At 52.2% G+C, this 19,556-nt stretch carries 15 protein-coding genes; 6 read left to right on the top strand and 9 right to left on the bottom strand.

The genetic code is table 11. From position 1 onward, the window contains the following. Window positions 1–126: 126 nt before the first annotated feature. A complete protein-coding gene (hemL, locus tag BST81_RS15765) occupies window positions 127–1,425 on the top strand; it encodes a glutamate-1-semialdehyde 2,1-aminomutase (RefSeq protein ID WP_075599474.1) in 1,299 nt (432 codons plus the stop codon). Between the two features lie 25 nt (window positions 1,426–1,450). Here the strand turns inward: hemL and BST81_RS15770 are convergent, their stop codons facing one another. The 5 genes from BST81_RS15770 to BST81_RS15790 are packed head-to-tail and all read right to left on the bottom strand — an operon-like array spanning window position 1,451 to window position 7,102. Continuing rightward, a complete protein-coding gene (locus BST81_RS15770; RefSeq protein ID WP_075599475.1) occupies window positions 1,451–2,800 on the bottom strand; it encodes a glycosyltransferase in 1,350 nt (449 codons plus the stop codon). A 1-nt stretch (window position 2,801) separates the two neighbouring features. Then, the gene (locus BST81_RS15775) at window positions 2,802–3,968 is read right to left on the bottom strand and encodes a hypothetical protein (RefSeq protein WP_075599476.1); all 1,167 of its coding nucleotides are present in this window, start codon (window positions 3,966–3,968) and stop codon (window positions 2,802–2,804) included. Then, complete coding sequence (locus tag BST81_RS15780; RefSeq protein ID WP_075599477.1) at window positions 3,961–5,130, bottom strand: glycosyltransferase; 1,170 nt, start codon at window positions 5,128–5,130, stop codon at window positions 3,961–3,963. Before BST81_RS15780 ends, BST81_RS15775 begins: the two co-directional genes overlap by 8 nt. A 3-nt stretch (window positions 5,131–5,133) precedes the next feature. After that, a complete protein-coding gene (locus BST81_RS15785) occupies window positions 5,134–5,805 on the bottom strand; it encodes a class I SAM-dependent methyltransferase (RefSeq protein WP_143780364.1) in 672 nt (223 codons plus the stop codon). Next, on the bottom strand, window positions 5,783–7,102 hold the full coding sequence (locus BST81_RS15790) for an oligosaccharide flippase family protein (protein WP_075599478.1): 1,320 nt from the start codon (window positions 7,100–7,102) through the stop codon (window positions 5,783–5,785). Before BST81_RS15790 ends, BST81_RS15785 begins: the two co-directional genes overlap by 23 nt. A gap of 132 nt (window positions 7,103–7,234) precedes the next feature. Here BST81_RS15790 and BST81_RS15795 point away from each other — a divergent pair, with 132 nt between their 5' ends. Then, on the top strand, window positions 7,235–8,038 hold the full coding sequence (locus BST81_RS15795) for a hypothetical protein (protein WP_075599479.1): 804 nt from the start codon (window positions 7,235–7,237) through the stop codon (window positions 8,036–8,038). 161 nt (window positions 8,039–8,199) lie between these two features. Continuing rightward, window positions 8,200–10,041 (top strand): ATP-dependent zinc metalloprotease FtsH3, encoded by a 1,842-nt coding sequence (ftsH3, locus tag BST81_RS15800; protein ID WP_075599480.1) that lies wholly within the window; start codon window positions 8,200–8,202, stop codon window positions 10,039–10,041. Window positions 10,042–10,139: 98 nt separating this feature from the next. Here ftsH3 and BST81_RS15805 read toward each other — a convergent pair whose 3' ends face one another. After that, window positions 10,140–11,240, bottom strand: a complete 1,101-nt coding sequence (locus BST81_RS15805) for an adenylate/guanylate cyclase domain-containing protein (RefSeq protein WP_075599481.1) — start codon at window positions 11,238–11,240, stop codon at window positions 10,140–10,142. A 259-nt stretch (window positions 11,241–11,499) separates the two neighbouring features. On the opposite strand from BST81_RS15805, the gene BST81_RS15810 reads away from it, so the two are divergent. Then, the gene (locus BST81_RS15810; RefSeq protein ID WP_075599482.1) at window positions 11,500–13,743 is read left to right on the top strand and encodes an FdhF/YdeP family oxidoreductase; all 2,244 of its coding nucleotides are present in this window, start codon (window positions 11,500–11,502) and stop codon (window positions 13,741–13,743) included. 46 nt (window positions 13,744–13,789) lie between these two features. Here BST81_RS15810 and BST81_RS15815 read toward each other — a convergent pair whose 3' ends face one another. The 3 genes from BST81_RS15815 to BST81_RS15825 form a co-directional block, all read right to left on the bottom strand. Next, a complete protein-coding gene (locus BST81_RS15815; protein ID WP_075599483.1) occupies window positions 13,790–14,428 on the bottom strand; it encodes a ThiF family adenylyltransferase in 639 nt (212 codons plus the stop codon). Window positions 14,429–14,434: 6 nt separating this feature from the next. Beyond that, on the bottom strand, window positions 14,435–15,268 hold the full coding sequence (locus BST81_RS15820) for a hypothetical protein (protein ID WP_075599484.1): 834 nt from the start codon (window positions 15,266–15,268) through the stop codon (window positions 14,435–14,437). Window positions 15,269–15,364: 96 nt separating this feature from the next. Then, entirely contained in the window at window positions 15,365–15,811 is a 447-nt protein-coding gene (locus BST81_RS15825) for an NADAR family protein (RefSeq protein ID WP_075599485.1), read from the bottom strand. Between the two features lie 359 nt (window positions 15,812–16,170). Here BST81_RS15825 and BST81_RS15830 point away from each other — a divergent pair, with 359 nt between their 5' ends. Continuing rightward, complete coding sequence (locus tag BST81_RS15830; RefSeq protein ID WP_083636895.1) at window positions 16,171–16,881, top strand: DUF4114 domain-containing protein; 711 nt, start codon at window positions 16,171–16,173, stop codon at window positions 16,879–16,881. A 470-nt stretch (window positions 16,882–17,351) separates the two neighbouring features. Then, window positions 17,352–19,436, top strand: coding sequence for an elongation factor G (fusA, locus tag BST81_RS15835; protein ID WP_171974773.1), 2,085 nt, complete (start codon window positions 17,352–17,354; stop codon window positions 19,434–19,436). Window positions 19,437–19,556 lie beyond the last annotated feature (120 nt).

Here is a 19,556-nt window from a genome sequence, read left to right on the forward strand (position 1 = left end):
CTGCTCAGATCTTGTAATTGACAGGCAGGCCAGAGCATCCCTCGCCCGATAGATGCATCTTAATAGATGGGTGAGTTTGTCCATACCTGTGTCTGCCCTGTCAGGCCATTGGATAAGGAGAGAACTTTGATCGGCACCACGTTAAAAACCTCAAAATCAGAAGAAATTTTTGCTGCTGCCCAGAAATTAATGCCGGGGGGAGTGAGTTCCCCCGTGCGGGCTTTTCGTTCTGTTGGCGGCAATCCGATCGTGTTCGATCGGGTTCAGGGAGCTTATGTCTGGGATGTGGATGGCAACCAATATATCGACTACGTGGGTAGTTGGGGACCGGCCATTTGTGGTCATAGCCATCCGGATGTCATCAAAGCGCTACATGAGGCCCTGGAGAAAGGAACCAGTTTTGGGGCTCCCTGCATGCTGGAAAATGTTCTGGCCGAAATGGTGATTGATGCGGTGCCCAGTGTGGAAATGGTCCGCTTCGTGAATTCTGGGACGGAAGCCTGCATGTCCGTGTTGCGTCTAATGCGGGCTTTCACCGGACGGGAAAAACTGATCAAATTTGAGGGCTGCTACCACGGCCATGCGGATATGTTTCTGGTCAAGGCCGGATCTGGCGTCGCCACCCTGGGGCTGCCCGACTCCCCTGGTGTCCCCAGTTCAGTAGCCAGCAACACCCTGACCGCTCCCTTCAATAACCTGGAAGCGGTAAAGATCCTGTTTGAAGAAAATCCTGACCAAATTGCCGGAGTGATTCTGGAGCCGATCGTGGGTAATGCCGGGTTCATTCCCCCGGATGCCGGTTTCCTGGCAGGGCTGCGGGAACTAACCCGCGAACACAAAGCCCTGCTGGTGTTTGATGAGGTGATGACCGGTTTCCGGATCGCCTATGGCGGGGTGCAGGAAAAATTTGGTATCACCCCCGATCTGACCACCCTGGGGAAAGTAATTGGGGGCGGCTTACCGGTGGGAGCCTATGGCGGACGCAAGGACATTATGGCCATGGTGGCCCCAGCGGGTCCCATGTATCAAGCTGGCACCCTATCCGGGAATCCCCTGGCCATGACTGCCGGGATTAAAACCCTGGAGTTACTGCGGCAACCAGGGACCTATGAACAACTGGAACAAATCACCAAGCGGCTGATCGACGGGCTCCTGCAAATTGCCAGGGATGCAGGCCATGCCGCCTGTGGGGGCAACATCAGCGGCATGTTCGGTCTGTTCTTTACGGAAGGCCCGGTGCACAACTTCGAGGATGCCAAAAAATCCGATGTGAACAAATTCAAAGGGTTTCATCGGGGCATGCTGGAACAGGGCATTTACCTGGCTCCCTCCCAATTTGAAGCCGGGTTTACCTCCCTGGCTCACACGGATGCGGACATCGATCGCACCCTGGAGGCAGCTCGCACGGTGATGGGTCAGATCTAACCTTGGGAATTGGTGGGAGTCAGAACTAAGAATTCAGGGCTTCTCCTGGCTTCTGACTCCTGAATTCTCCCTCTGCTCTTCTCTCGGTAATCTGCTCCAGCAGGGTTCGGGCCAGAGTTTCACGGGTGTATTGCTGCAGAACAGCCCGATCGGGGGCATAGGGGAGCCCCTCTCCCCTCAACAATTGCTGCAGAAGCTCAGCCATCCGATCGACCGATTTCCCGATCAGGAAGCCTGTTCGGGTAGACTCCAGAAGTTGACCAGCAGCAGTGTCTGGGGTGACGCCAATCCCCAGAATTGGCCGACCTGAAAACAGGTACTCAAACAGTTTGCCCGTCAGGATGCCAGACACCTGGGGCACATCCCAATCCAGAAAGATCAGGGCATCCACCCACCGTTGAACCTGCAATGCCTCCGATCGCGGAACGAATCCTGCGATTTTGACAATAGCCTGCAGATCGTGGGCGACAATCGCAGGCGTGAGACTGGAAAAATCGGGACCATAGAGGAGAATTTCTAGTTTATCCGCAACCGGAAATCCCTCAGCTCTGAGCCGATCGATCGCCTGCCACAGGAGGGAGAGATCCTGTTTCCCCGGATACAGCAACCCGGTATAGGCCAGCCTGATTTTGCCATTGGACGGAAAAGGATCAGGCGGAAACCCTTCCCCATCCTCCGGATCAAAGCCATTGGCGATCGTCAGGACCGGCTGGGGGAAGCGCTGCTGCAAAGCGGATTGCAATGGATCGGACACTGTAGTGATCAAATCGGCCTGGGAGACAACGTAATCCTCCAGGGATTGCTCCAGCCAGGAAAATGGCCATTTTGCCGTAACCAGGTGACTGCCGAACCACAGGTCCCGATAATCTGCCACCCAGAAAATATTGAACTGGCGTTTCAAGGCTCCGGCAATGATGTGGGCTGCGGGCGGACCAAAGGTACTCACGACCACCTCGAAAGGCCAATAGGGATAGAGGGCCTGAGCCCGTTTCAGGGCTGGTACAATCCACAGGGAACTGGCATAGAGAAAAGAACCAGTCCCCAGAAATTCACTGAATCGGCGGAGCCAAGTTCTGGCAACCTGATAGGAGGATTTCCCGATAGATGAAGGAGGAAGAGCAGGGGGCGTGCTCTCTGGATGGGGGTTGAACGATCGGGATTTCAGGGGTACATAGGGGACCTCTTCCAGTCGGACCCCCTGCAGGCTCCTATACTCGGTCTGCAAATCCAGGGGAGCCCTGAAGGCATCTTTTCGGGTTGTCAGAACACCAATCTCATGGCCCATCTGGTGCCAGTACTTGGCCCAGGCATAGGGCCGGAGGGAGGCAACCCGATTCACGGGCGGGAAATCATGGGCAATGATGAGAATTCGCATGTTAATGGTTTAAGACAGAACGAACCAGCCCCAGCAAATTTTTTTGATTGGTCTCAGAGGACATCGAATGGGCGATTTGATGGGAGCGTTGTTTGTAATCGTTAATCTTTTGCCGATCGAGCCTCATGAGGGCAGTGGCCATGGCTGCAGGCGAAAAATTTTCTGCGACGAGGCCACAGCCATAGGTTTGGACAATGCGGGCCATTTCGATCGATGGACCAATCGCGATCGCCAGCCGGGCCTGAATAAATTCAAACAACTTATTCGGCAAGGCATGGCGGTAGTTGAAGTTAATCGGTTCCAGGAGAAACAGGCCAATGTCGAATTGATTCAGATATTGGGGTAGGGTTCGCATCGGCACAGGGGGCAGAAAGCTGATGTTAGGGTAAGTTGCTGCCAACCGTTGCAGATGATTCAAATAGGCTGGATCGTTATTCGTCAGGAGAAACGTTAACTCAAACCGGGAATCCAGATGGTCCATGACGCGAATCATGTTTTCGAGTTTGCGAGAGACGATCGCTGCCCCATGATGGACTAAGCGAATTTTGGCTGCAGGTTCAGACCGTAATTGAGGCTGGATTTCCTCATAGTCGGGAGCATTGGTAATCACCAGGGGGCACACCCCGGTATCCTGCTCGTAGCGATCGGCAATACTCTGACAAACGGTAATCATGCCATCAACTTGAGGAATATAGGTCTTGCATAGATAGGTCCGATAATGCTGGAAAAAAATCCTGAAAATCAGCCGATCTTCAAACTGCAAAGGAGCATATTCATGGGCATCAAAAATAACTTTTGTATCCGGTTTAGCCAGTTTCAAAGCCAGGGGTAGGGTATCAATATCATTGGCCAGAATCAGATCGGCTTGGATGTCAGAGAGTTTTTCTAGAGATTGTGTAATGTCGCTTTTTTGCCAGTAATACGGTTCATATTTTCTCAGCAATAATTGCAGGAAATTCCAAAGTTTGAGCAGCAGACTCTTTCGCTTTTGAGGGATCTGGATAAATTCGATATTGTCTAGTTCAGATCGAGTTCGACCCACAGAAATGATTTGGTAGTGATTCTGCAAAAAATGAATCTGGCGATTGACCCTGGGATCACTGGCCAGATTTGTAAAAGAAATAATGATGATTTTCTTCTTTTGATTTTCTGGATAAGTCTCAGACATGGCGGGCGTAAATTTCCAATAAACGGCTGACCACTGCTTTTTCGCCAAATCGGGCAATACAATCCTGGCGGATAGCAAGGGGATTGTATTGGTTGATCTGTTCCATAATTTTGACCATTGCAGCTCCTAATGCAGGCTCATTTTGAGTTGGCACAAGGATGCCATTCCCTGAATTCACCATACATTCAGGTCCCCCACAGGCGGTGGCAATAACGGGTTTACCACAGGCCAGAGCTTCAATTAAAACGACCCCAAAAGTTTCATAGTTGCTGGATAAAACAAAAGCATCACAGGCTTGCATGGCCGTCAAAACTTGTCTGCGATCGAGGTCACCTAAAAAGAAAACCTGCTGCTCAATTCCTAGGGTTCTGATTTTTTCTTCCAGAAGATGTCGCTGCGAACCCTCTCCCCCAATCCGGAGTTGTATCTCTGAGCGTCCTCTAAACTGTGTTGCAAAAGCTTCTAATAACAGAGCGTGACTTTTATTAGGATGTAACGTTGCCACATTCAGAAAGCGAAACTCTTTTCTCCGATCGGATCGGATCGGTAGTTCCTGCGTTTCAAAAGTTTGGCTCAAAAGATTGGGAACCCATTCCCAGTTCTGGAAAGATGAACCAAATTTTGCCGAGAGTAAACTACCAAGGTTTGGACTCACAGGCAACAGCGCATTTGCATTTTTATAGGAATTTTTAATATCGGGAATGATGAAGTCCGGAATTTTGCCAATCATGAACCTGGAACTATGTTCAGTAATGACATAAGGAATCTGGAATTTCTCTGATAGTTGGGTTGCTAAAAGACCCGCATTTAAAACATCATGGGCATGAATAATATCGGGTTTTCCCTGTTGATCGATGTAGTGTTTGAACAGGGCGATACCGGCCTGAATCCAAACTCGGACATCAGCCCTGTAAGAACGAGGAACCCAGACCAGTTTTCTTAACTTATAGACAGGAATTTCCCCATCTTTGAGGACAACAATCCCATCCTCCCAACCGAAGAGTTGCTGCCGCAGCATGCCCAACTTCCGAATTCTGGGAGAGATAATCCCAATCTGACAGCCCGATCGCTTGAGGGCATGGGCCTGATCCTGCTGGAAAATCCCGGGCAGATGCGACTCTTCCTGGAGATAACCTGAAGAGGGAATCAGGAGAATATGCATAGTTCACACAACACGCACGTAAACATAAAAATCTGACATCGTATCCTTGCCTTTATGGGGATTAGAGATAATTTCTTCCAAAGTAAAATTAGTGATTTCCTGGCCAATATAATCCGTAAATTTTCTGTCGATTTGATGAGGGGAATCATAAATCCGATCGAAGTTAGTGGAGTATATAATTACGTATTTTTCTGAATACGAAAACAAGTCCTGGAGATAACTTTTGAAGACTCTGTCTTCTACAAGATGAAATAAAACGTCGATGGAAAGGGTTAAATCGGCTGGTTCTAAATCCTGCAAGCCTTTGTTATAAAGCAGAAATTTTTTCCTGTGATCCTGATGAAATTTTTCCTGGCAAGCTGCGATCGCAGTCTTTGAAACATCCAAACCAATGTAGTCAGAAAATTGGTAATAGGCGAGTTGATGGCCATCGCCACAGCCAAATTCAATGACTGTTGTAATTCCCTGGCGTTGAACAAATGAGTTGAGGACATCAGCCTTATACTGAGCCAGTTTTCCATAGGAGCCAATGCCCGAGTTTCCACCAGCCTGATATCGCTGTTCCCAATAGCTGTTCGAATTGAAAAAAAATCGTCGCAGTTGCTGCAGAAGAGATTTCACGGTGTTTTTAATAGGTGGAGGAATGATTCTTTTAAGCATTTGCGCCATAGCCATGGGTCTGTAACTGATCACTTTTAATCGAGATGGTTCGAATCCAGATCAGAGCAGCAATTAAATAAAGGCTGCCAATCAGGGAAATTGCCCATAGGACAATGGAAATATTATGGGTTATTTGTGAACTGATCAAAACGCTTGCTGGTAACAACAGATTATTGGTCAGCCCGACAAAGAAAAAGGCTTTTTGCTGTCGCAGGACGATCGGAATTGTAGATAGAGGAGATGCAATAAAGCCAATCAATAACCAAGGGGCAAGAATTTGGGCATAGCTGCCCGCAGCGGTCCATTCTGGACCAAAAAATAGAGGAAATAGGGGCGGGGCAGCCATGAGCAAAATCAAGAGCGGGGGCAAAGAGATGAGCGTCAGATGGGAGAGAAGTTTTTTTCCTAAAGGCCAGATGGCTTGTTTGGAATGGTAAGCCTCGGCAATGGTTTGATAGAACACTTGAAAGACGGAAGCCCCAATAAAACTTAAAGGAGTCTGAATAATTTTAAGCGTGAAGGAGTAATATCCCAGGATGGCCGGATTGAAATAGGAAGAAATGAGCAAGATAACACTGCTATTGCGTAAATTATCCAGGAAGATTTGGGGGCCACTGAATTTAGGGAAATCCTGATATTTTCTCAGGATGACAACCATTTGGTCGGGCCGAATCCTTCGCATCAGCGTCCGATCTCGACCCCAAAACTGCCAGACCAGATAGCCTGTGGCAATGCCCTGACCGATGAAACTACTGAGAATCAGTCCAGCAACACCAAACCCACTGAAACCAGCAATCACATTCGCTGCTGCGGTAAAAATGGACTGCACCACTCTTCCCTTGGCCAGATCGGCGTAGTAGCGGTGGCGGTTGAACCAGTAATTCAAGGTTTGGGACAGGCCCGTCAGAAAGGTTGTGCCAGGGATCAAATACAGCCAGATAGAAATTTCAGGATGCTTGAGTAAAAGGGTCAGGGGAGCGTTGCATCCCGACACAATCAGCAGAACAACCCCACTGATCCCGAGGGAGAATAGGATAGCCAGCCCTGCCACCTGAATAGCTTCCTCATCCTTTTCCGGCAGGGTGACGGCATTGGCATACTGAGCTGTGGCAATCACCGAGAGCAGAGAGGCCAGACTGAGGTAGAGGGCTAAACCGCCAAAGTCCTCCGGCTTATAGATTCTGGAGAGAATGGGAGCCACAAGGAACGGGATCACCTGAGCTATAGTGGTTCCAGTGGTTAGGGTCAGGACACCCCTGGTAAAGCTGCCAGCAGCAAGGTTTCTCTTCAGCCGATCAGGGATGATATGCATGCAGACTCAAACATGACGGGATGGCAATATGCTTATACTTCCCCCTGATCCTGATCAAGCCAGCAGAGTCCAGGGCTAATCCTGAAGGGCCCATGACCCTGTTCGTCGATCGGTCCGTTACCCAGATACCCTATGTCTTTCTTCCTTCCCAAACGACATCCTGGCCAAATGATTGGTGCTTTTGTTGTGGCGATAGCCTGTACAGCAGCGCTCGGGAGCATGCAGATACCACAACTCCACCAACTCAGCTCCAAACCCACCGATCTATCCACTGAGCAGGTGAAACAGGCGGTAGAAGCGGAAACCCTTTATCTTCGCCTGCTGCGTCAGTTGCCTTCCTTTGGGTTTGAGAATCTGGTCGCCGATTGGACCTTTCTCAATTTCCTGCAATACTTTGGGGATGATCCCGCAAGGCTGAAGAGTGATTATCGACTGAGTCCGGAGTACTTTGAGATTATCCTGAGACGGGATCCCCGATTTTTACTGGCTTACTTCTTCCTTTCAGGCAGCACCTCGATTTATGCGGGGATGCCAGAGCGGACGATCGAAATCATGGATATGGGGTTAAAGTTTGTCTCGCCTCGAAATCCCCCCAAGTCCTATTACATCTGGCGCTATAGGGGCGTGGATGAACTGCTGTTTCTGGGGGATCCCCAGGCTTCCCAACGATCGTTTGAGAAGGCAGCCGAATGGGCCAGTTCCTACTCCGATCCAGAAAGTCAGTTTATTGCTGCCGTTTCTCAACGAACCGCCCAGTTTTTGGCTCGCAACCCCAGGAGCAAACTGGCCCAATTTTCCGCCTGGACCATGATTCTGACCAGTGCTGTAGACGAACGTACCCGCAAAAGGGCTGTGATTGAGATCCAGGCCCTGGGGGGAAAGGTTTTCATTGGACCGGATGGGCGCTATCAGGTTCGCCCTCCAACGAGTGACTGATGGTGCAGTTATGAAACGAATCAGCCAGAATAGAGTACAGGATGGCGGAGACTGAATAATCTGGACCTGGGCTATAGGTCAATTCTGAGGATTAAGTTAATATTAGTTAACATAGTAAAACAAAGGTCTCCGCACCATAACGAGAAGGAGGATAGACCTCGGTGAATAAACGGTGGAGAAATGCAGGATTATATGCCCTGCTGGCTATAGTTGTCGTTGCACTGGCAACTGCATTGCTGGATAAACCCAATTCCTCTGCCCAGGAAAAGTGGCGGTATAGCCAATTTATTCAAGCAGTCGAAAATAATAAAGTTGCGAAGGTCGAGCTCAGCAGCGATCGATCGTTCGCCAAGGTAAAAACTCAGGATGGCAGTACGGTTTCGGTTAACCTGCTCAACGATCCGGAACTGATTGATACCCTGTATCGCAAGAATGTCGAGATTTCAGTGTCTCGTCAACAGGATGACGGGTTCTGGTTAAAAGCCCTGAGCAGCTTGTTCTTCCCAATCCTGCTCCTAGTGGGTCTATTTTTCCTGTTACGACGGGCCCAAAGCGGTCCGGGTAGTCAGGCGATGAATTTTGGCAAGTCCAAAGCCAGAGTTCAGATGGAGCCCCAGACTCAGGTAACGTTCGGAGATGTGGCCGGGATTGACCAGGCCAAGCTGGAACTGACCGAAGTGGTGGACTTCCTCAAGAATGCTGATCGCTTCACTGCGATCGGAGCCAAGATTCCCAAGGGCGTGCTGCTGGTTGGGCCTCCGGGTACCGGAAAAACCCTGCTGGCCCGTGCGGTTGCGGGTGAAGCTGGGGTGCCTTTCTTCTCGATTTCTGGATCCGAGTTTGTGGAGATGTTTGTCGGGGTCGGGGCTTCCCGCGTGCGAGACCTGTTTGAGCAGGCGAAGGCCAATGCACCCTGTATTGTCTTCATTGATGAAATTGATGCCGTTGGGCGGCAACGGGGTGCTGGTCTGGGTGGCGGCAATGATGAGCGGGAACAAACCCTCAACCAGTTACTGACGGAGATGGATGGCTTCGAGGGCAACACGGGGATTATCGTGATTGCTGCGACCAACCGCCCTGATGTTCTGGATGCTGCCCTGCTGCGACCAGGGCGATTCGATCGCCAGGTGGTGGTTGATCGGCCTGATTATGCCGGTCGTCTGGAAATTCTGCAAGTTCACTCTCGTGGCAAGATCCTGTCCAAGGATGTGGATCTGGAGAAGATCGCCCGTCGGACCCCTGGCTTCACGGGGGCAGATCTATCCAACCTGCTGAATGAGGCTGCGATTCTGGCGGCCCGTCGGAACCTGACCGAAATCTCCATGGATGAGGTGAATGACGCGATCGATCGGGTGCTCGCCGGTCCAGAGAAGAAAGATCGGGTGATGAGCGAAAAGCGGAAGCAATTGGTGGCTTACCACGAAGCAGGCCATGCGATCGTCGGTGCCCTGATGCCTGATTATGATCCGGTGCAGAAGATCAGTATTATTCCCCGTGGTCGGGCTGGTGGTCTGACCTGGTTCACCCCCAGTGAAGATCGGGTGGATTCCGGCCTCTTCAGTCGTTCCTACCTGCAAAACCAAATGGCCGTGGCCCTGGGCGGTCGGATTGCAGAAGAGATTATCTTTGGGGAAGAGGAAGTCACCACCGGGGCTTCCGATGACCTGCAGCGGGTGGCCCGTTGTGCCCGTCAGATGGTGACCCGTTTCGGCATGAGCGACAAACTGGGGCCTGTGGCTCTAGGACGCCAGCAGGGCAACATGTTTCTGGGCCGGGATATCGCCGCTGAGCGGGATTTTTCGGAGGAGACCGCCGCCATGATCGACGAAGAAGTCCAGGTTCTGGTCGAAGAAGCCTACAAGCGGGCGAAGGCGGTGTTGATTCGGAACCGGGCGGTGCTAGACCAATTGGCTGCCATGCTGGTAGACAAGGAAACCGTAGACTCGGAAGAGTTACAGGAACTTCTGACCAACAATGATGTTCAGGTCGCAGCTCTGGCCTAGACTCTCCTGACCATTGTCCGAGGTTTTCCCTGGGGGCTGGTGTTGACCGGCCCCCTTTTTGATGGCAGGAACTTCCCCAAATGCCGAGGTAGAGAGAACTATAGGATCTGTTTTCTACCGCGCAAGAAATAGGTGGTCATTTCGCCTTTACCTTTGACCTGAATCGGACCCCGCTCTTCCAGCACATACTGGTCCTTCAAGCGATCGTAGGTGGCTGCCGTCACCTGAATAGAGTTGGTCAAGCCCTGAGATTCCATACGGCTGGCTACATTGACCGCATCCCCCCAGAGATCGTAGATAAACTTCTTGAGGCCAATCACGCCAGCCACCACCGGGCCTGTGTTGATACCAATGCGAATACTGAAAGGTTGACTCTCTCCCACCTGGAACTGGTTGATTTGCTGTTGCATATCCAACGCCATCTCCGCGATCGCTGCTGCATGATCAGGTCGGGGGGCAGGCAGTCCGCCCACCACCATGTAAGCATCCCCGATCGTTTTAATTTTTTCCAGGCCATGCTGTTCGGCCAAATGATCAAACACGGAGAAAATCTCATTCAGAAGCCCTACCAATTCCGTGGGGGGAGTATGAGCCGCCAGTTTGGTAAAGTCCACGATATCGGCAAAGAGGATCGTCGCTTCCTCAAACCGATGGGCGATCGCCCCCTGATTTTGTTTTAACTGGTCTGCGATCGATCGGGGCAGGACATTCAGGAGCAACCGTTCTGATTTCTCCTGCTCCGATCTCAGAGCAGCTTCCGCCTGTTTGCGTTCGGTAATATCCCGCACAATTAAAATAGCTTCATCACTGCCGCTGGCGACCACCCTGGCTTCATACTCTCCAGAAACACCCTGAATCTCCAGTTGATACTCAAACACCTGGGTCAGTCCGGTATAGACCGCCTTCTGAATCGCCTCCCGATACTGCTGGGCCAAGGGAGCCGGGAGAATATCATCCACCCGCTTGCCAATACGATTCTGAAACGGCACCACAAGCTGAATGTTTTTGGCTTCAATGAAATCTCGATAGATGCCGTCCTGGCTGATGCGCATGATCAGATCGGGGATGGCCGTCAGTAAGGCCCGGTTCTGGGCTTCGCTTTGCCGCAGAGCGATCTCCATCTGCTCCAGTTCCTGGACCCGCGATCGCAGGGCGGCCAATTCCTGAATCAGAGACTCATTGGTTAGAGGGTTGGTCATCACAGTCTACCCATCTGCATTTATGAGAATTGGTACCAGGCTTAGGGTACCCCGTCAGGATTGAAAAATTGGTGCCATGGGCCGGTATGGTAGACATAGCATCCCCCACCCTCAAATCAAGCTCATCATCATGGAAAACAATTTGGGTTCTCTGCAGGAGTGGCTCACCGTTCTGGGATATCTTTTCTTTGCCGGGTTTGTTGCGTGGCAAGTTTTTCGGCCAAGATCAAAGGAATAATGCTGCATTTTGAATCCGGCCATGACCGATCCCACCTCCCCTGAACTCAGTCCCAATACTCCCGGTGCGGGTGGGGGCTTGCCCCTGGTCCAGTACTGGGCCGAACAGACCCTTTCGCCCCAAGGCCCCCAGATCTGGAAAACCCTGACCCACAAGAGCGCCTGCCTGTCCTGCGCCTGGGGCACTGGGGGACAGCAGGGGGGCTTTGTCAATGAGTCTGGGGAAACGCTGCAACGCTGTTCCAAAAGTGTGGAAGCGATCGCCGCCGAATTAAAACCGGGCCTGTCCCCTACTTTCTTCGCCCAGAATAGTGTGGCCGACCTGCAGCGCTTCACCTCCCAGGAGGCCGATCGGCTGGGTCGCTGGAGCTACCCCGTAATCCGACGGGCAGGCCAATCTCACTTTGAGCGCATCTCCTGGTCCGAGGTCTATTCGATCGCCGAGCATGCCTTTCGCAGGCCCCCAGAACGGATTGCCTCCTACAGTTCGGGCCGATCGTCCAACGAGGCCGCATACCTGCTGCAACTGCTGATCCGATCGCTGGGGTCCAACAACCTGGCCGACTGTTCTGACCTCTGCCATGCCGCTTCCACTGTTGGCTTGAAGCAAATGTTTGGTTCTGGCACCTCCATGGTCAGCCTGGAAGGACTGAAACAGGCGGATGGAGTGGTACTGGTGGGGTCCAATGCTCCGGCCAACCATCCCCGGTTGATGAACGAGCTGATCAAGCTGCGGGAACGGGGCGGTAAGGTAATCGTGGTCAACCCGACGATCGAAGTGGGCTTGGTCCGATTTGCCTCCCCTGCCTATCCGATCAAGTCCTTGCTGCGCGGCTCCGAGATTTCCTCCCTCTACCTGCAGCCAATTCCCGGCAGTGATGTGGCTCTGTTTGTTGGTATCCAGAAAGCCTTGCTGGAGAGCCATCAGATTCACTGGGACTATCTGCAGGCCCATACGGAGGGCTGGGAGGCGGTGGTCGAACAAGCCCAGAAGACGGATTGGGAAAGCATTACTAAAACCTGTGGTGTTTCCCAGGAAGAGATCGAAATTGCTGCTGCCATGATCGCGGCCTGCGATCGGGTCGTGTTTGCCTGGGCCATGGGGGCAACTCAGCATCAGAATGGGGTGGACAATATTCTGAGTATTGCCAATACGGCTCTGCTGACAGGCAATGCGGGAAAAGAGGGCGCTGGGACGATGCCGATCCGGGGCCATTCCAACGTGCAAGGTTTTGGCTCCATGGGCGTCACCATTCGCCTGCGGAAGGAGATCCAGGAGGCTCTGGAGATCTTGCTGCAGCGGCCCCTAAGCCGGGTTCCTGGCTATGATACCCGCGCTCTGATCGAAGCCGCTGATGCGGGTCAGATCGATACCCTGCTCTGTCTGGGGGGCAACCTGTACGCCGCCAATCCTGACCTGACCCAGGCGAAACGGGCTTTATCCCAGGTGGAGACCATTATTTACCTGGCGACAAAACCGAACCTGGGCCACTTTCACGGACTGGCCGTCCAGAATACCCTGATCCTGCCCGTGTTCACCCGGTTTGAGAATCCCCACCGAACGACCGTAGAGTCGGGCAACAATTTTGTCCGCCTGAACGATCCGGGGGAGACCCACCTCAAGAACGGGAACCTGGTTTCGGAAGTGGAATTTCTGACGGAACTGGCCCACCGGTTGCAGGGCGATCGGCCTGTGGATTGGCGCAATCTGCAGGATACCCGCTATGTGCGTCAGTTGATTGCCCGCACCATTCCCGGTTATGAGCCGATGGCAGCGATCGATGAGACCGGTGCAGAGTTCACGATCGGGGGACGGATTTTCACCAAACCCCAGTTCTCTACCCCCAGCGGCAAAGCCCAGATGTTTGCCACGCCCCTACCCCAGTTGAGCCTGCCCACCAGAGCAGGGTTTGGTCTGCCAGATGATGTTCCGGGTCTGGTGGTGATCCTGGGTACGGGTCGCAGCTATGCCCAACATAATACGGTGGTTTACAAACCAGGAGACCATTATCGAGGCATGCCCCACCGCAACTGCATTCTGATGTGTCGATCGGATGTGGAGCAGGCCGGATTACGAGAGCACCAGCGGGTCACTGTGCGAGGCGATGCGGGCCAACTGGAGCAGGTAGAAATTATCTATGGGTCCATCCGCCCTGGGGCGGCATTGATGTTCTATCCCGAAGTGAATGCCATTTTTAAAGCCAGAGTGGACGAACGATCGGGCACTCCAGCCTATAAGCGCGTGCCTGTGGTGGTGTATGGGTAGGGGGCGATCGACTTATTAGAACCAGCACCTCTTTGTTCGTCGCCCTCTACAGGTCCAGGGACTGGATGGCCAGATCTTTCAAGGTGAGGGTGAAGTTGCGACAATCCCCAGTAGCGACAAAAGTGACGATCGTCTCACAGACCACCGCCACTGTCAGCATCACCAGATTGCGGGCCAGGGGATAGTCGCACACATCATCGTTGGCATCGGAGGGCACCCGATACCCGTCATTCCAGATCACTTCGGCATAATCCGAGGCCAGACCAGCATGGAGGCAGGGTGTGCCGCTTTGCTCAGCGAAGGATTTGAGCACCTGACGGGCCGTACTATTGTCAAAGGCATCCACAATCAACGGGCTGCCCTTAAGCAATTGAGCCGCATTGGCAGCGGTCAGGGCTTTGGTTTCGGCCCCGATCTTGATCCCGATCGCCCGGTACAAACTATTCGCCAGAATTTTAGCCTTGAAAGCACCCACATCAGACCGGTAATAGGGCTGGGTGGATAGGTTGCGCTCCTCAATTCGATCGTAGTCAATCACGGTCAACTGCCCAAACCCCGATCGGGCCAGGGTTTCTGTGATATTTGCCCCCAATGCCCCTGCGCCGCAGATGGTTACAGGAAAAGTCCTGAGTCTGGCCATCACGGTTTCGGAGCGGTAAAGCTGCTCATGGAAAAAGATGCTCATGGTTTTCTACCACTCTCGTTGTTCGATGACCCCGACCAGGGATTGCAGGTCAAAGTCCCGATCTCGTCCATCCAGACAGATTCCGGAACTGATCACGGTCAGATCATTTTTCCCGATCGCACTGGTGTGTCGCTCTCCATTAGCGGTGGTCCAATCCACAGTCCAGTAGTCGCCCCGGTCCTGGACCTGCTGTAAGTCTCCGCCCCCTATCTGCAAAGCCCGGCGCAGCCGGTTTTCATCCTGCTGAGGCTGGGAGAATCCCTCAATCCGCTGGGTGACCAGGTCATAGAGGGTTTTCATCTCCGGGGTCATGCCCTTAAATTGTAAGTTCTGGAGGGGGGTCCGCTGCTGCAGGGCTGTCTGCAACGCCGCAGTTAGATCGGGATCGGAGCGGCGATCGATCGCCTCAAACCAGCAGGAATAGCCATTCCAGCGGACGACGACCTGCTCAAAAGGGACTCCCTCTGTGACCAGATGCACCAGGACAGGCTTCACCCGCTTCAGACGCTGCCGGATGTCCGCCTCATTCACCGGATAGGCAAGCCAGGTTTGCCCCCGGAGCAAACTGGCCAGTCGCAGGCGCACGATCGGGAAATGCTGCAAATACTCCGTCACCTGGGGTAAATCTGCTCCTTCGATCAGGGTGGCTATCTGATCATTGATGGGTTGAAAGATACCCCAGCCCTCAAAATTTTGAGGCTGGGGCTTGAAGGTATAGACCATCCCAGCCAGGCGCGTCCGCACCTGCCCTCCCAGAACACAGGGAGCCAGAAATTGGGTGGAGCGCACCTGGGTTTCCTGGGCTGCCATCTGCTGGATTAGCTTGCGAATATCTGTCATAAACCTCCCTCCTCAACTTGATTGAAAGCGGAGCCAAGAGTTAGAAGTCAGCCCGTACTCCTACTTCCTGGATCCTGACTTCTCTCCGGGTCCGCATCAAGGGGATTGCTGCTGCAAAATCTTCCGGACTTCCATTAACGTCTGTCCTAACCGATTCTTGCCAGAGCCATCTTTGCCGCATCCCCAGTAATTATCGATCGGAGAATTTTCAACCAGCAGTTCTTCCCCTGTGGACAGTAGAATGGCCCGAATATCGGCATGGGTCTGGAACTTTTGTAACACCGCCCGGTACATGACCCCATCTTTCACCTGGTTCCAATCCAAACGTAAGGGCAGGGAGCGATCTCGGCCTAGGTTGGCAGCTTCCTTGGGTTGCTTGGCCTGCCGAATTTTTTCCAGGAAAGGAGTGCCGACAAATTTTTGCGCCTGGAAGTAATGTTCACTGGTTGGCCAGTACAGCTCATCTAGCATGAAGCCATGGGCTGAGAAATTGGAGAAACATCCGTAGGGCTTTTCCCGTTCCACATAAAAGTAAATGGGCATGGTTATCGACCTGAATCAGGACATCCAGTTATACTACAAATACTACAATCGTAGATCCAGATTGTCTACATAAACTTCCAGGGGGGCATCTCAGGGATATCAACATCAGGGATATCAACATCAGGATTGAGGCTCTGATTTTACATCTTGTTTAATTGCTAGAAGTGCTGCCAGAAGACGGTTTTTGTCAAATCTTCACCTTCTCCAACCAGTGATTTTGCAGCAATCTTCTTGAGATTTTCATGATTTAGCCTGTTGTCTTTATCACAAGTACAATCGACCTTCCCTATGCTACTTACATATCAAAGTTTGAGTGGCTTCACGGATTCACATAACTGGTAACTAAGGCTGGGAGTTATATGGTGGCTAAGACTTTTTCAAGCAAATTACTGACGGCTCTAGGTGTAGGTGTACTGTCCATGGGCACCCTGGTTGTATCCAATGGGCGTGCTGATGCGTTTACCTTTGGTGCAACCTGGGATGCAAATTGTGTTGGCAATCCCAGCCCTGATTCCTGCTCCCTACAAAAGTTGCTGGATAGTCAGGGAATTACGGTAGATACAACCAATCCCACCCCCGTTGAGCTTTTTGGCCCAGGAGCATCGACCGGTAAAGTTCTGTTTAGTGTGGCTCAAAATGCACCTAAGAACAAGTTTGGGGTTTACGATCCGACAACTCTGGCCTTAACCCAACTGATTGCTGGTACGCCCAATTCTCCCAACCTCTTACCGGGAATCTATACCTTTGCCTATGAATCTGCCAGCCAATTCGGCTTTTATCTGGGGGCGGATGATCAGATTTTCTATAGCCAAAGCGCTTTGAATTCTGGTCAGAAGCAGCAATTCCTCGCCTACAAACTGAGTTCCAGCACAGCCACAAAGCAGGACTATGCGATTGCTTTTGAAGATCTAGAAATTAATAAGGCCAGTGATTCTGATTTCAATGACTTCGTAGCCCTGGTTTCAATTCAGACGACCGCTGTTCCTGAACCCGCTGTAGTGGGAAGCTTGGGCCTGATGGCCGGGATGTTAACCCTGACTCGGCGGCGGCGGCGATCGATCGAAGGCTAAGGCTTTCAGCTTGAATGAGCGGGCATGCTTTTTGAAGACCGCTGATTATCATGCCTTCAAGAAACCATGGATTGCAATTGCAGGCTATCTCCTGAGGGGGGTAGCCTCTTTATTTTGATCCATTTCTTGCCCTAACCCCTTCCACTGTAGCAGCGCAACACTTTACAATTGGCAACGTTGCTATTGACCTGGCAAAAATTTGTCGGGGTTTTGCATGACTGAAATTCAGCCTGTCCTGGCTACAAAAGCAGTACTCATTGTCTCTGAGGTACGCTAAGGATCGTGGATTAAATAACCTGGAGTTCTTCAGCCCTCACCCCCAACCTCTTCCCTTCTCCCAAATTTGGGGATGAGAGGGCAGGGGGGTGAAGGTCGTCAGGGGTTTAGCACTTTATTTAATCCATGATCCTCAGTAATGCTTGAAGGTGGTCATTAACTGTTTGTCGCATTGAAAACTCTAGAGAGTAATTATGAAAGACCTCACTCGGTATCGAAACATCGGCATCTTTGCTCACGTAGATGCAGGTAAGACGACCACAACTGAAAGAATCCTGAAACTGACTGGCAAGATCCACAAAATTGGTGAGGTGCACGAAGGGGCTGCGACAACAGACTTCATGGAGCAGGAGCAGGAACGCGGGATTACAATCCAATCTGCTGCCACAACCTGTTTCTGGAAAGATCACCAACTGAATATCATCGATACCCCAGGGCACGTTGACTTCACGATCGAGGTGTACCGCTCCCTGAAGGTGCTGGATGGTGGCATCGGGGTTTTCTGCGGTTCTGGTGGGGTGGAACCCCAATCTGAGACCAACTGGCGCTACGCCAATGATTCCAAGGTGGCCCGGGTCATCTATGTCAACAAGCTTGATCGGACCGGAGCAGATTTCTTTCGGGTGGTGAAGCAGGTTGATGCAGTCCTGGCAGCCAAACCTCTGGTGATGGTGCTGCCCATCGGTGTAGAAGAACAGTTCGTCGGTGTGGTTGATCTGCTCACCCGCAAAGCCTGGGTCTGGGATGACTCTGGTGATCCGATGAACTACCAGATCCAGGAAGTTCCCGCTGACATGAAGGATCAGGTCGAAACCTATCGCGAACAGTTAATTGAACTGGCCGTTGAGCAGGATGACGCGGTCATGGAAAAGTATCTGGAAGGGGAAGAGCTGACCATTGATGAAATCAAGCATTGTATCCGTAAGGGTACGCGCGACATGGCCTTCTTCCCCACCTACTGCGGCTCATCCTTTAAGAACAAGGGGGTCCAGCTTGTCCTGGATGCGGTGGTGGATTATCTGCCGAACCCCATGGAGGTTAATCCCCAGCCAGAGGTTGATTTGGAAGGCCATGAAACGGGTAACTTTGCGATCGTAGACCCAGAGAAACCTCTACGGGCCTTGGCTTTTAAGATCATGGACGATCGCTTTGGAGCACTCACCTTTACCCGCCTGTACTCCGGCAAGCTGGCCAAAGGGGACACTGTGCTGAACACGGCTACGGGTAAAACTGAGCGGATCAGCCGTCTGGTGGAAATGCATGCCAACTCTCGAGAAGAAATTGAGTCGGCTCAGGCTGGGGATATTGTGGCGATCGTGGGCATGAAGAATGTCCAGACGGGGCACACCCTCTGTGATCCCAAAAACCCAGCCACCCTGGAACCGATGGTGTTCCCAGAACCAGTGATCTCTATTGCGGTCAAACCCAAGACCAAAGGTGGGGATGAGAAGATGGCCATGGCCCTCCTGAAAATGGTGCAGGAAGATCCATCCTTCCACATGGTGACGGATGAGGAAAGCGGCGAAACCATTCTGAAAGGGATGGGTGAGCTTCACCTGGACATTAAGGTGGACATCCTGAAGCGGACTCATGGCATCGAGGTTGAGGTGGGTAAACCCCAGGTGGCCTACCGTGAATCTATCACCAAGCGTCTTGAAGACGGCTATACCCATAAGAAGCAGTCGGGTGGTTCGGGGCAGTACGCTAAAATCGACTACATTGTTGAGCCGGGTGAGGCGGGGACTGGCTTCCAGTTTGAATCCCAGGTGGTTGGTGGGGCTGTTCCGAGGGAATACTGGGCTGCGGTTGAAAAAGGTTTTGAAACCAGTATCACCAAGGGAGTCCTGGCTGGCTTCCCCTGTGTGGATTTGAAATTCACCCTGGTTGGTGGTGGCTTCCACCCGGTTGACTCCTCCGCCCTAGCCTTTGAGATTGCGGCCAAAGCGGCTTATCGGCAATCAATTCCCAAGGCTGGTCCCCAATTGTTGGAGCCGATCATGAATGTGGACGTGTTCACACCCGATGATTACATGGGAGATGTGATTGGTGACCTAAACCGCCGTCGGGGAATGATGAAGTCCCAGGAGACGGGTCCGACCGGAGCGCGGATCAAGGCGGATGTCCCGCTGAGTGAGATGTTTGGCTACATTGGAGATCTGCGGACCATGACCTCTGGTCGGGGACAGTTCTCCATGTCCTTCTCCCATTACGCGCCCTGTCCCAACAATGTGGCGGAAGAAGTCATCCGTGAGACCAAAGAACGGCAGGCTGCCTCATAGGCCATCCGTGCAATCAGCCTAAACCCGGTGCCCCATGGTCCCAATCCCCAATTGTTGGGTAAGACAAATGAGCAGCGGGTTTTCGGCTGGGCATTCTGAAACCGCCTGCTGGCTTCGACT

The sequence above is a fragment of the Leptolyngbya sp. 'hensonii' genome (assembly GCF_001939115.1).
GTDB lineage: Bacteria > Cyanobacteriota > Cyanobacteriia.

Coding starts and splice junctions, on each gene's coding strand:
- fusA (WP_171974773.1), top strand. CDS start 17,352: ATGAAAGACCTCACTCGGTATCGAAACATCGGCATCTTTGCTCACGTA.
- BST81_RS15795 (WP_075599479.1), top strand. CDS start 7,235: ATGTCTTTCTTCCTTCCCAAACGACATCCTGGCCAAATGATTGGTGCT.
- BST81_RS15790 (WP_075599478.1), bottom strand. CDS start 7,102: ATGCATATCATCCCTGATCGGCTGAAGAGAAACCTTGCTGCTGGCAGC.
- BST81_RS15770 (WP_075599475.1), bottom strand. CDS start 2,800: ATGCGAATTCTCATCATTGCCCATGATTTCCCGCCCGTGAATCGGGTT.
- BST81_RS15815 (WP_075599483.1), bottom strand. CDS start 14,428: ATGAGCATCTTTTTCCATGAGCAGCTTTACCGCTCCGAAACCGTGATG.
- BST81_RS15775 (WP_075599476.1), bottom strand. CDS start 3,968: ATGTCTGAGACTTATCCAGAAAATCAAAAGAAGAAAATCATCATTATT.
- BST81_RS15810 (WP_075599482.1), top strand. CDS start 11,500: ATGACCGATCCCACCTCCCCTGAACTCAGTCCCAATACTCCCGGTGCG.
- BST81_RS15825 (WP_075599485.1), bottom strand. CDS start 15,811: ATGCCCATTTACTTTTATGTGGAACGGGAAAAGCCCTACGGATGTTTC.
- BST81_RS15805 (WP_075599481.1), bottom strand. CDS start 11,240: ATGACCAACCCTCTAACCAATGAGTCTCTGATTCAGGAATTGGCCGCC.
- BST81_RS15830 (WP_083636895.1), top strand. CDS start 16,171: ATGGTGGCTAAGACTTTTTCAAGCAAATTACTGACGGCTCTAGGTGTA.
- BST81_RS15820 (WP_075599484.1), bottom strand. CDS start 15,268: ATGACAGATATTCGCAAGCTAATCCAGCAGATGGCAGCCCAGGAAACC.
- BST81_RS15785 (WP_143780364.1), bottom strand. CDS start 5,805: ATGGCTATGGCGCAAATGCTTAAAAGAATCATTCCTCCACCTATTAAA.
- BST81_RS15780 (WP_075599477.1), bottom strand. CDS start 5,130: ATGCATATTCTCCTGATTCCCTCTTCAGGTTATCTCCAGGAAGAGTCG.